Source organism: Stenotrophomonas sp. TWI602, from assembly GCF_039674045.1.
GTDB lineage: Bacteria > Pseudomonadota > Gammaproteobacteria > Xanthomonadales > Xanthomonadaceae > Stenotrophomonas.
The window spans coordinates 23,621-35,613 of sequence record NZ_JBDJMT010000027.1 but is presented as its reverse complement, the minus strand read 5'-3'; the positions used below and the strand labels follow the sequence as shown (position 1 = coordinate 35,613).

General features: G+C 67.3%; 13 protein-coding genes. 10 read left to right on the top strand and 3 right to left on the bottom strand.

Annotated features, from left to right (window positions below; genetic code table 11):
• Nucleotides 1-480: 480 nt before the first annotated feature.
• The 5 genes from recQ to ABE483_RS17020 all read left to right on the top strand — a co-directional run bounded on the left by recQ (nt 481) and on the right by ABE483_RS17020 (nt 6,423).
• Nucleotides 481-2,286: a DNA helicase RecQ gene (gene recQ / locus ABE483_RS17040; RefSeq protein ID WP_152151915.1), complete on the top strand. Its 1,806-nt coding sequence runs from the start codon at nt 481-483 to the stop codon at nt 2,284-2,286.
• Nucleotides 2,287-2,380: 94 nt separating this feature from the next.
• A complete protein-coding gene (locus tag ABE483_RS17035) occupies nt 2,381-2,776 on the top strand; it encodes a CopL family metal-binding regulatory protein (RefSeq protein ID WP_313210454.1) in 396 nt (131 codons plus the stop codon).
• A gap of 104 nt (nt 2,777-2,880) precedes the next feature.
• Nucleotides 2,881-4,674, top strand: a complete 1,794-nt coding sequence (locus ABE483_RS17030; RefSeq protein WP_346482096.1) for a copper resistance system multicopper oxidase — start codon at nt 2,881-2,883, stop codon at nt 4,672-4,674.
• Nucleotides 4,671-5,810 carry a copper resistance protein B gene (locus tag ABE483_RS17025; RefSeq protein ID WP_346482095.1) on the top strand — a complete coding sequence of 380 codons (1,140 nt, stop codon included), beginning with the start codon at nt 4,671-4,673 and terminating at the stop codon, nt 5,808-5,810. The genes ABE483_RS17030 and ABE483_RS17025 overlap by 4 nt, the downstream gene beginning before the upstream one ends.
• Nucleotides 5,811-5,910: 100 nt before the next feature.
• Nucleotides 5,911-6,423, top strand: a complete 513-nt coding sequence (locus ABE483_RS17020; RefSeq protein WP_346482094.1) for a GNAT family N-acetyltransferase — start codon at nt 5,911-5,913, stop codon at nt 6,421-6,423.
• 18 nt (nt 6,424-6,441) lie between these two features.
• On the opposite strand, the gene ABE483_RS17015 is transcribed toward ABE483_RS17020, so the two are convergent.
• On the bottom strand, nt 6,442-6,738 hold the full coding sequence (locus ABE483_RS17015) for a zf-TFIIB domain-containing protein (RefSeq protein ID WP_088432901.1): 297 nt from the start codon (nt 6,736-6,738) through the stop codon (nt 6,442-6,444).
• Nucleotides 6,739-6,891: 153 nt separating this feature from the next.
• Here ABE483_RS17015 and ABE483_RS17010 point away from each other — a divergent pair, with 153 nt between their 5' ends.
• The 3 genes from ABE483_RS17010 to ABE483_RS17000 all read left to right on the top strand — a co-directional run bounded on the left by ABE483_RS17010 (nt 6,892) and on the right by ABE483_RS17000 (nt 9,013).
• Nucleotides 6,892-7,656: a CPBP family intramembrane glutamic endopeptidase gene (locus ABE483_RS17010; protein ID WP_346482093.1), complete on the top strand. Its 765-nt coding sequence runs from the start codon at nt 6,892-6,894 to the stop codon at nt 7,654-7,656.
• Between the two features lie 133 nt (nt 7,657-7,789).
• Nucleotides 7,790-8,188 carry a response regulator gene (locus tag ABE483_RS17005; RefSeq protein WP_313210441.1) on the top strand — a complete coding sequence of 133 codons (399 nt, stop codon included), beginning with the start codon at nt 7,790-7,792 and terminating at the stop codon, nt 8,186-8,188.
• A 159-nt stretch (nt 8,189-8,347) separates the two neighbouring features.
• A complete protein-coding gene (locus ABE483_RS17000; RefSeq protein WP_346482092.1) occupies nt 8,348-9,013 on the top strand; it encodes a DUF3011 domain-containing protein in 666 nt (221 codons plus the stop codon).
• A gap of 21 nt (nt 9,014-9,034) precedes the next feature.
• Here the strand turns inward: ABE483_RS17000 and ABE483_RS16995 are convergent, their stop codons facing one another.
• Nucleotides 9,035-9,715, bottom strand: a complete 681-nt coding sequence (locus ABE483_RS16995; protein WP_346482091.1) for a lysozyme inhibitor LprI family protein — start codon at nt 9,713-9,715, stop codon at nt 9,035-9,037.
• A gap of 327 nt (nt 9,716-10,042) precedes the next feature.
• On the opposite strand from ABE483_RS16995, the gene ABE483_RS16990 reads away from it, so the two are divergent.
• Nucleotides 10,043-10,801 carry a hypothetical protein gene (locus ABE483_RS16990; RefSeq protein WP_346482090.1) on the top strand — a complete coding sequence of 253 codons (759 nt, stop codon included), beginning with the start codon at nt 10,043-10,045 and terminating at the stop codon, nt 10,799-10,801.
• 203 nt (nt 10,802-11,004) lie between these two features.
• A complete protein-coding gene (locus ABE483_RS16985; protein ID WP_313210433.1) occupies nt 11,005-11,166 on the top strand; it encodes a hypothetical protein in 162 nt (53 codons plus the stop codon).
• Between the two features lie 209 nt (nt 11,167-11,375).
• Here the strand turns inward: ABE483_RS16985 and ABE483_RS16980 are convergent, their stop codons facing one another.
• The gene (locus ABE483_RS16980) at nt 11,376-11,846 is read right to left on the bottom strand and encodes a DUF2383 domain-containing protein (RefSeq protein WP_346463239.1); all 471 of its coding nucleotides are present in this window, start codon (nt 11,844-11,846) and stop codon (nt 11,376-11,378) included.
• Nucleotides 11,847-11,993: the final 147 nt, after the last annotated feature.

Below are 11,993 nucleotides of genomic sequence, written 5' to 3'. Positions count from 1 at the left end.
GGGGGGGCTGGGGGGCGCCTGCTTGGGCGCCCTGCCGCTCCCGTCTGGGCCGGCCCCCCACTCGCCAGACAGATCTGGATGAACGGTTGGGCAAGCCAGAACGGCCTCTTCGGCAAGCGGTAACAGGTAACAGCCAAGTAACAGCAGACAGGCGCCGATTGGCGCCTGTCTGCGTTTGACTGGCTCTCGACTGGCTCTCCCTTGAAGACCAGCCAAGTGTCGACGGCGCGGTGTGGGTGGGTCTGCAGGACCGTTGTGCGCCATGGATGGCGCACATCGAGCCCCCATGGACGGGTTCACGGCGGGTCCTGCAGACCCACCCACACCGCGCCAACCCCGTAGGAGGCCACGCCCGGCGCTTTGCGCCTTCAGCTCTGGCTCTGGCTCCCGCTCCGGCTTTGGCTCCGGCCTCGGCTTTCCTACACACCGATCCGGCATCCGAGGACACGGCCCGTAGCCTGGGCAAGGTAAACTAGCGCGATGTCTTCCCGCCCCGCGCACGACCTGCTCAGCCGCATCTTTGGTTACGACGAATTCCGCGGTCCGCAGCAGGCGATCGTCGAGCATGTCGCCGCCGGCAATGACGCGCTCGTCCTCATGCCCACCGGCGGCGGCAAATCGCTCTGCTACCAGGTCCCCTCCCTGCTCCGCGACGGCACCGGCATCGTCATCTCGCCGCTGATCGCCCTCATGCAGGACCAGGTCGAAGCCCTGCGCCAGCTCGGCGTGCGCGCCGAATACCTCAACTCCACCCTCGATGGCGAAACCGCCGCCCGCGTCGAGCGCGAACTGCTCGCCGGCGAACTGGACATGCTCTACGTCGCCCCCGAGCGACTGCTGACCGGCCGCTTCCTCTCGCTGCTCTCGCGCAGCCGGATCGCCCTGTTCGCCATCGACGAAGCCCATTGCGTCTCGCAGTGGGGCCACGACTTCCGTCCCGAATACCGCCAGCTCACCGTCCTGCACGAGCGCTGGCCCGACGTCCCGCGCATCGCGCTGACCGCCACCGCCGATCCGCCGACCCAGCGCGAAATCGCCGAACGCCTGGACCTGACCAACGCCCAGCACTTCGTCAGCTCCTTCGACCGTCCCAACATCCGCTACACCGTCGTCCAGAAAGACAACGCCAAGCGCCAGCTGCTGGACTTTCTCAAGGTCCACCGCCAGGAAGCCGGCATTGTCTACTGCATGTCACGGCGCAAGGTGGAAGAAACCGCCGAGTTCCTGTGCAAGGAGGGCATGAACGCCCTGCCCTACCACGCAGGCCTGCCCGCCGAGGTACGCGCCGCCAACCAGCGCCGCTTCCTGCGCGAGGATGGCATCGTCATGTGCGCCACCATCGCCTTCGGCATGGGCATCGATAAGCCGGACGTGCGCTTCGTCGCGCATACCGATCTGCCCAAATCGATGGAAGGGTATTACCAGGAAACCGGCCGCGCCGGCCGTGATGGCGAGCCTGCCGAAGCCTGGCTCTGCTATGGGCTCGGCGATGTCGTGCTGCTCAAGCAGATGATCGAACAGTCCGAAGCCGGCGAAGACCGCAAAACGCTCGAACGGTCCAAACTCGATCACCTGCTCGGCTACTGCGAATCCATGCAGTGCCGCCGTCAGGTCCTGCTGGCCGGGTTCGGGGAAACCTATCCCCAGCCCTGCGGCAACTGCGACAACTGCCTGCTGCCACCGGATGCCTGGGATGCCAGCGTTGCCGCCCAGAAGGCGCTGAGCTGCGTCTACCGCAGCGGGCAGCGCTTCGGTGTCGGCCATCTGATCGACATCCTGCGCGGCGGCGACAACGAGAAGGTGCGCCAGTTCGGACACACCGAATTGAGCACCTACGGCATCGGCAAGGATCTCGACGCCCGCAGCTGGCGCAGCGTGTTCCGCCAGCTGGTCGCCTCCAGCCTGCTCGAGGTGGACAGCAGCGCCTACGGTGGGCTGCGCCTGACCGATGGCAGCCGCGAGGTGCTCAAGGGCCAGCGCAAGGTCATGATGCGCCGCGAGACACCCAAGGCCGCCCGCGAGCGCGACCGCAGCGGCCAGCGCACCGGCCTGTCGGTGCTGCCGCAGGACCTGGCCCTGTTCAATGCCCTGCGCGGCCTGCGTGCCGAACTCGCGCGCGAGCAGAACGTGCCGGCCTTCGTGATCTTCCACGACAGCACCCTGCGCAATATCGCCGAACAGCGCCCCACCAGCGTCGACGCGCTGGGCCGGGTCGGTGGCATCGGCGGCACCAAGCTGGCCCGCTACGGCGACCGCCTGGTCGAGATCGTGCGCGAGGAAGGCTGATGCCCCGGCCTGTTCAGGCAGACCCGGCTCCAGAGTTGAACCCTGCGTTCAGCCACAGGTGCGGCCGCCAGGGTTTGGCAGTAAGGTGAGCCCCATGTCCGCCAGTGGCCTGCTCCTGCGAGTCGTCCTGATGCTCAGCCTGTTGCTCAACGGGCTGAATGTGGCCATGGCCGGTCCCATGGCGCTGGCCATGGCCGAACCGAGCCGAACCAGCACACCCGGCACGCCCTGCCATGGCGATGCACCGATGCCTGCCGCGCACCATCACGACGCCATGGCCACCGCCGACACCAGCGTCCAGGCCCCGCACGATGGCGACCATTGCAAGATCAAGGACTGCCTGCGCAGCTGTGCCCAGCAGCCCAGCCTGACCGTCCAGATCGCGTGGATCGCCACGCCGCCACCGTTGTCGCTGGCACCGATCCTGACCGCGCATCCGTCGCGGCCGATGCCCCCGCTGGACCGCATCACCCGCCCTCCGATCGCCTGATCCGCCGCGCTCTGCGAGCGCCTGCCTGATGCTCTGCGCGCATGCCCCGGTGTGCGTGCGTTGACGGCACTGCGTGTGCCATTCGAATCAGATCCGGAGTTGCAATGTCTTTCCCCAAACCACCCGGCACGGGCACCCCGCCCATGCCGTCGCGCCGCTTGTTCGTCCAGGGCGTGGCTGCCGGCGGCGTGGTCGCCGGCCTGGCCGCCACGGGTCTGAGCCCGCGTGCGTTCGCCGCCGCCGGCCCCGGCCTTGCCGGTGCCCCACAGGTGCTCAGCAGCCATGATGTGCAGCTGAGCATCGGCGAATCGCTGGCCAATTTCACCGGCCGCACCCGCCCGGCGATCACTGTCAACGGCAGCCTGCCCGCACCGATCCTGCGATGGCGCGAAGGCCAGACGGTCAACATCCGGGTCGCCAATACGCTGCAGGGCCACCCCACCTCCATCCACTGGCACGGTCTGCTGCTGCCGGCCAACATGGATGGCGTGCCTGGCCTGAGCTTCAACGGCATCGCCCCGGGCGAGGCCTACCAGTACCGCTTCACCCTCAAGCAGTCGGGCACGTACTGGTATCACAGCCATTCCCTGTTCCAGGAACAGGCCGGCCTGTACGGCGCGCTGATCATCGACCCGCTCGAACCGGCGCCGTATCACGTCGACCGCGAGCACGTGATCCTGCTCTCGGACTGGACCGACCTGGACCCCGGCGCGCTGTTCCGGCGCATGAAGAAGCTTGCCGAATACGACAACTACTACAAGCGCACCCTGCCCGACTTCCTCCGCGATGTCCGCAAGGACGGCTGGGCCGCGGCCACCGCCGACCGCGGCATGTGGGGCCGGATGCGGATGACGCCAACCGACATCTCCGACATCAACGCCCACACCTATACCTACCTGCTCAACGGCACCGCCCCGGCCGGCAACTGGACCGGGCTGTTCCGCAGCGGCGAGAAGGTGCTGCTGCGCTTCATCAACGGCGGCTCGATGACCTATTTCGACGTGCGCATCCCGGGCCTGAAGATGACCGTGGTCGCCGCCGATGGCCAGTACATCCACCCGGTCAGCATCGATGAATTCCGCATCGCCCCGGCCGAGACCTTCGATGTGATCGTCGAACCCAGCGGCCAGGGCGCGTACACCATCTTCTGCCAGGACATGGGCCGCACCGGCTATGCCGCCGGCACGCTGGCGGTCCGCCACGGCCTGCAGGCGCCGATCCCCGCGCGCGACCCGCGCCCGCTGCTGACCATGAGTGACATGGGCCACGACATGGGCCATGCCTCCAACGGGATGGCGGGCCACGACATGAAGGGCATGGAAGGCGGCTGCGGTGCCAGCATGGGCCACGGTGCACACGGCACCGATCCCAAAGCGCCGCGTCACCCGGCCAGCGAGCAAGGCAACCCGCTGGTGGACATGCAGAGCATGGCCACCGAGCCCAAGCTGGATGACCCTGGTATCGGCCTGCGCGACAACGGCCGCAACGTACTCACCTACGGCGCGATGCGCAGCCTGTTCGACGATCCCGATGGGCGCGATCCCGGCCGCGAGGTCGAGCTGCACCTGACCGGCCACATGGAAAAATTCAGCTGGTCCTTCGACGGCATCCCGTTCGCCAGCGCCGAACCGCTGCGCCTGAACTACGGAGAGCGCATGCGCATCGTGCTGGTCAACGACACCATGATGCAGCACCCGATCCATCTGCACGGCGTGTGGAGCGATCTGGAAAACGCGGACGGCGAGTTCCACCTGCGCAAGCACACCATCGACATGCCGCCCGGCACCCGCCGCACCTACCGCGTACGTGCCGACGCACTCGGCCGCTGGGCCTACCACTGCCACCTGCTGTACCACATGGAAGCGGGCATGATGCGCGAAGTGAGGATCGAAGAATGAGCCGCTCGCCTCTCACCGCGCTGTCCGCACTGAGCGCCGGCCTGCTGCTGGCCTTGTCCGCACCGGCGTGGGCGCAGTCGCATGCCGGCCATGCCAGCCATGCCAGCCATGCCACGACACCGACCCCGACCGACGCGCCACCGGCAGATGACGGCAACGTCGATCACAGCCAGATGGATCATTCGAAGATGGACCACGGCAGCGTCGATCACGCCCAGATGGATCATTCGAAGATGGACCACGGCAGCGTCGACCACGCCCAGATGGATCATTCGACGCTGGACCACGGCAGCACTGATCACAGCCAGATGGACCATTCGACGATGGACCACGGCACGACCGATCACGGCGAGATGGACCATTCGAAGATGGACCACGCCGCGATGGGTCATGGCGTGCCGAAGGCGCCCGCGCCCACCGAACCGCTCGAACCGATTCCTGTCGTGACCGCTGCGGACCGCCTCGCCGCGTTCCCGCCGATCGACCACGGCGCGATGGAGCATGCGCCGGAGATCCACAGCATGCTGCTGGTCAACCGCCTTGAGCACTGGGACGGCCAGCACGGTACCGGCCAGGCGTGGGAGGCCAGCGGCTGGGTGGGCGGCAACATCAACAGGCTATGGCTGCGCAGCGAAGGCGAGCGCAGCGACGGCCGCACCGGATCGGCCGACCTTGAAGTGATGTACGGCCGCAGCGTGTCGCCGTGGTGGGACGTACTGGTCGGCGTGAAACAGGATTTCCGCCCGGCCGATTCACGCACCTGGGCGGCGTTCGGCATCCAGGGCTTGGCGCCGTACAAATTCGAGACCTCTGCCACGGCCTATGTCGGCGAAGGCGGCCAGTTCGCGGCCACGGTGGAAGTGGAGTACGAGCTGCTGCTGACCAACCGCCTGATCCTGCAGCCGCTGGTGGAAGCCCGTTTCTCGGCCAAGGACGAACCGGAGTATGGCAACGGTTCGGGACTCAACAAGGTCGAGGCCGGGCTGCGCCTGCGCTACGAGTTCAGCCGCCGCTTCGCGCCCTACATCGGCATCAGCCACGAGCGGCTGTTCGGCGATACCGCTGATTACCACGAGGCGGCCGGCGAGCGCGCGCGCGATACCCGCTGGGTGGCGGGCGTGCGGGTCTGGTTCTGATCCAGCCGCCATGACAGGTTCCGGGTACCGACGTACCCGGAACCACGGCCGACCCGAGGCGATGGCGTAAGCTGCCGGCCCCACCTGCCTGCCTTGCGCCATGATGTTGACCCTCCGCCGTGCCACCGTTGCCGATGCCGATGCGCTCTCCGCGATCGCCATCGCCACCTACACCGAAACCTTCGGCGATTCCTACCCGCCGCAGGACCTGCACGCGTTCCTGCACAGGCACTATTCGGTCGAGCCGCAGCGTCACGAACTCGCCGATCCACGCAACGCGGCGTGGCTGCTGGAAGACGGGGAACATGTGGTGGGTTATCTCGCCGCAGGGCCCAACAGCCTGCCGCATGCCGAGGCCAGCGAGGGCGATATCGAGCTCAAACGCCTCTACCTGCTCGCCAGTCACCAGCGTGGCGGCCACGGCGCGCGCCTGATGGACGCCTTCCTGGCGTGGCTCGATCAGCCACAGCGGCGCACGCTGTGGATCGGCGTGTGGTCCGAGAACCTGGGTGCGCAGCGCTTCTATGCGCGCTATGGCTGCAGCAAGGTGGGCGAATACGATTTCCCGGTCGGCGACAGCGTCGACCGGGAATTCATCCTGCGCCGCGCCTGAGCGCAGCGCAGGCGTGCATCAGAAGTCGAACAGGTCCGACAGGAAGCTCTCTTTCTTTTTCTTGCGGTAGCCCTGCTGGTCACCGTACTGCTGCTGGCCCAGGTGTCGGGTATCACGGTGCTGCACGGCAGCCGGCGGCGGCGGTGCGGCCGCGCGCACCGGCGCGGGGGCGGCGGCACCGGCCGAGCGCTCGATGATCTTGTCCAGCTCGCCTCGGTCCAGCCACACGCCACGGCACTGCGGGCAGTAGTCGATCTCGATGCCTTGGCGCTCGGACATCTGCAGCGCTTGGGTCTTGCATACGGGGCATTGCATGGGCGGTAATCCAAGGGGCAAAGCCGCACTCTAGCCGGTCATACCTGACCGTGGTGCAACGCGGCCATGACCGATGGCCCCCCGACCTATGCCCCATGCTGCGGGTGTGGCAATCGCGAACAATCCACGCCGTCCCTGGATATGGAGCGTCCCATGCCGTCCCTCCGCCTGCCCACCTGGCTGGCCGCCTGCGTGGTGGTGCTGACCCTGGCCGTGTCGATCAATCTGCGCGACCTTGCCGCGTGGCTGGGCACGCCGATTCCGAAGCTGCCGATCCCCTATGGCGGCGCCATCCTCGACAATGGCCTGGGCGTGCTGCTGGTGCTGGCCGTGGCTGCGCTGCTGCTGCGCCCCGGGCAACGCCTGCACGCACTGCTTGGGTTGCGCTGGAATGGCTGGCAGGGCCCGGCACTGGCCCTGCTGGCGACCCTGCCGTGCTGGCTCGGCCTGTGGTGGCTGGGCGGGGTGAATCCCACCCAGGATGTCCTCGCACTGCTGATGCTCGGCGTGCTGTTCCCGTTCGCCGAGGAAATCATCTTCCGTGGCTTCGGCTTCATCTTCGCCCATCGCCAGCAGCGCTGGCCGTGGCTGGCCGCCGCGCTGGTGCAGGCGGTGATCTTCGGTGCGATCCACTGGTGGTCGTTCGGCGGCGGCGGGGGCATGGCGCTGCAGGTGCTCGCCATCACCGGCATCGGCGGGCTGGTATTCGCCTGGCTGAACACCCTGGACGACTACACCCTGTGGAGCGGGCTGGCCCTGCACGTCTCGCTCAACCTGGCCTGGAACGTCTTCGTGATCAGCGAGGCCACCGCGGTCGGCTGGCCGGCGACAGTGCTGCGCCTGTCGGCGGCGGGGTTGGCGGTCGGGCTGGTGTGGGCCTGGCACCGTGGACGCCGGCGGTCGGCGGCCGTTGCCTGAGCGCCGTGGGCGCTACGGGCGGTACGATCCCGCCCTCGATTCACCCGGCATTTGGTCGCCGTCGACGGTCTCCTCACCGGCGGCCCGCGATACTTGCGCGCCCCTCTCCGGGGGTAAGCAGGAACCACGCTCCATGTTGTTGTCCAAGCACCATCCCGAACCACGCGTGCTGTTGATCGAAGACACCGAAGACACCCGCGAACTGAGCCGCATGGCGCTGGAAAGCCAGGCCTGCGAAGTCGTGGCGGTCAGTTCCGCCGAAGCCGCGCTGGGCCTGCTGCAGGCCGGCGAACGCTTCGACCTGGTGTTCACCGATGTCTGCCTGGGCGCGGTGAGTGGCATCGAGGCGGCGCATCGGGTCAAGCAGGAACAGCCCGGGCTGCCGGTGCTGGTCACCTCGGGCCTGGAGCCCTCCGTGGTGCTGCCTCAGCTCGGCCCGGGCATGCATTTCCTGCCCAAGCCTTACAGCATGAGCGAGCTGCTCGACGCGATCCGTGCCTGCTTCCAGCACCCGCTGGCGGCCTGCGCCTGAGGCGAGTCACCTGCGGCGCCCGGCGACCGTCCGGGCGCGCAGCTCGTTGATCTTCATCCGGATTTCATGTGCGCGTGGCCATCGTCGGTGCCAGGGAACGGGGGTTTCCCGCTTCCCATACGATGCGACGCGCTCCTTTTCCCTTCCGGAATCGACGACATGCTCTTCCGTATGCTGCTGGCCACGCCCCTGCTGTTGATGCTGCCGTTGGGAGACGCGCGCGCGGATGACTTCGTCACCTGCGAGAGCCGCGACAACCGCTATCAATCCTGCGCCCTGCCCCGCGCGGGCTACGTCACCCTGGACCGCAAACTGTCCGGTGCAGACTGCCGCCAGGGCCGCAACTGGGACTACGACCGCCGCGAGGTGTGGGTCGACGATGGCTGCCGCGCCTCGTTCCGGGTGCACGGCGGCAGCGACCGCGATGACCGCCATGACGATGACAACCACGACGCCAAGGTCGCCGCCGGCGTATTGATCGGCGCGGCGATTCTCGGCGCGTTGGCCCACAACGCCAACAAGGATGACGCGCGCTACGACGACGAGAACTACCAGGGCGCCCGCCACACGTCCTATGTGCCCGACTGGATGGTCGGCGAGTTCGAGGGCTACAACCCGAGCTTCAACGCCGACATCCGCATGCGCATCGACAGCGACGGCCGCATGAGCGCACAGACGCGTGGGCAGTCGTTGAACGGCTGGGTCAATGGCGGCCAGCTCAACGTCGGCAGCAACGTGTTCGACATCAGCCAGAGCCGCGACGGCTTCGTCACCACCGAAGTGGGCGACCGGCAGAACGAGGTGCGCTACCGCCGCGTGCGCTGAGCAACGCGGCGGTGGCCGCCATCACTTGGCGATCTGACACTGCAGCGTGGTGCCGTAGAACTCCAGCGTGGTCTGGTCGTTGTGGGTCCGCAGGTCCACGCCTTCGCGCCCCCAGCGACCGCCGTTGTTTTCCTCGCGGGTGACCGGCACCGGGAACACGATCGCCTGGTCATTGCCCCAGCTGATCACGGCCGCGGTCGGGTCGATGTCGTTGTAGAACACCGCCGTCACCGGCTTGCTGTTGTCATCGCAGCGGTACTCGACCTTGGCCGGCACCTGGATGCCGCCGGCGTTGAGGGTCAGCTCGACCAGACGCGTCTGGTAGGACTCCACCAGGCAACGGTGCGGGTCCACCGCGCGCGAACAGGCATCGCGACCCTTGATCCAGCCACGCTGCTCGGCCGCGATGTCCAGCTCGTCCGGGCTGGTCTGCACGCGCTTGTAGAGCGCGGCCAGCTGGCGGTCCAGCGCGGCCAGGCGGGCGTCGCCACACACCTGCTGCTCGGCCTCGGAGTGCGCCTTGGCGCAATCGAACGACGGCGGCTGCAGGGTCGGGCTGGCGGGGGTGGCGGGCGCGCTGGCAGCGGGGGCCGACGTGGCCGGCGCGGCAGGCTCTGCCGGAGTCGCGGTATCGGACGGCGCCGGCTTGGAACAGGCCGCGAGCGCAAGCGCCCCCACACCCAGCAGGACGAAACGGTTCATGGCACCTCCAACAACGATCAACGAATGACTGGCTATTGTGCCCCCGTAAGCGATTCTGCGGTGTGCACAGGCAGACCGCTCATGGCCCACGCCTGCATCTCCCAACCGTCATTCGAGGACAACCGATTGCCGGGCACCCGCAGGATGCCCCGGCGACGCATGCTGCGCACCGGGTTGCCGCCCTGCCCCGGGTCACCTACGCTCCATGCCCGAATCGATCCAAGGACCATGCCCCGGATGAGTTGCAGCCCGTTTTCTTCTCTCACGCGACGACTGGCATGGCCGGCGCGTGCGTCTGCACCGACACCGCTGGGCGCGGCCCTCCTCGTGATCTTGCTGGTCCCCTCACCCGCACGTGCCGATGACATACCGCCGCAGTTCATGGCGCAGTACGAAGCCACGCGCGACTACCTGCAACTGCTGCAGCAAGCCGACGCCGACAACGCACCGGAGCAGCTCGACAGCCCACGCGCCATGCAGCTGCTGGCGGCGGTGACCAACACGACCGACGTCCTGGCGCCGGACTACGCGACGGCGGACCTGAGTCTGCTGACCAACGCGTGCCAGTACGGCGTAACGCTGTCCACCCGGTTGATGCAGTTCGGCATGGGTGCGATGCCAGCCGCCGTGCTCCTCCATTCCGGCGAGCAGGCCCGCCAAGGCAACCGCAACGCCGAGCGCTTCCAGGCACAGCTGGGCCTGCTGCTACCGTACCTGCTGCAGTGCGGCGCACGGATGCAGCCACTGGTGGATACGTGGCTGACCGTTGCAACGCCCGCAGAGCTCGCCGGTTTGGGACCGGGCGGCACCGACACCCTTCGCCGCAATGCGCAACGCCAGTACCTGGAGATGCTGGAGGTGATGCGTGCCCAGCCGGCGGGCAGCACGCTGAAGCGGACCCTGGTCCATGCGCTGGCAGAGACGGCGGCGCCTTACGCGCAGATGCTGCAGCTCGAGCAACGGCAGCCAGTGCGTGACGCGTTGAAGGACGCGCTGGAACAGGTGGACCCAAGCGACGTTCCGCTCCTGCAGCAGGCCATTGCCGGGTTCAGCAGCGACCATTGCGGGACACTCTGCCAATCCTGATACATCGACGGCCGCAGCCTCCAACTCGGCGCCTGGGATGAAGGCACGTTGTGGACCAGCAGCGCCGTGGGTGGTCCCGCCCACGCGGTGTAGCACTTGGTCATGAGACTACCCTGACCCGATGCTCATCCCAGTGCGACCCTCGCGTAACAGCGGCAGGTCCACGCTGGGGTTGCGACATCACGTCGCCTTGGAGTCACACCATGTCCAACATGCAGAACAACGAAAACAACGTCAAGAATGCTGCTGCACAGAAAGGCCCGCAGTCCGAACAGGACCGCAAGGACGCGCAGGCCAAGCAGCAGAAGCAGGAACAGGACACCAAGAACGCCCCTGACGCAGGCAACAAGCCGCAGCAGAAGTAATTCGTCTGCCGCATGGTGGGGCTGCGCATCCGCGCAGCCCTCACATGCAGACGGCGACCAGGCGCACTCGGCGCCATCCCGCACCCTTCAACGTCTCGCGTCCTTCAATCTCCTTCATCCTTCACTACGAAGCTCATTCGCGACGCTGTTGATTCGCGACGCTACGAATGCGCGTGCTTCCTTGAAGGTGTGGGTGACGGTGTGGATGACTATGCATCCCGGCCCCGCAGGTCATCTACCTCCTGGCGCATGTCGTCCCAACCGAGCCGCGTCTCCAGCAGCATGCCGTTGAGCGTTCGTCGCGCATGTGCCGTCAGTGCGCCATCGCGCGCGGCAACTTCGAGTGCCCTCACCAGACGCGCTTCAGCTGCCTGGCTCTCACTGGCGTACTGGATGCCCGCATCCCCGAGTACGGTGCCCAACCTGCCGAAGCCGCCACGGAGGCTGCCGGCCAGGGTACGGTGGCGGGCGGGCTGACCGCCGGCGTCGCGCACCAGCCGCGTGACCCCATCGATGACCTGCATTTTCGCTGCGGCCATCCGCATCATCAGCGCGTTCAACTGCGGATCCTGCGTCCCGTCGTCGGCGACGGCTCTGGCGTAGATGTCGTGGCCGTCGCGCGCGATGCCGATGATCTGGTTGAGTTCGCGTATCGCGTGGCCGGATTGGACGGTACTCATCACACCGCTCCGTGGGATCGTGGCCCACTGTGGCCGGGTATGGCCTGATCGTGCCCGCGTCGTAGGGACGGTGGCGTGATGCGACTCCGGGACTTCCGGGGAACACGCGCATTGGCTACGATCGACCGGAGTCGATCGCACACACGA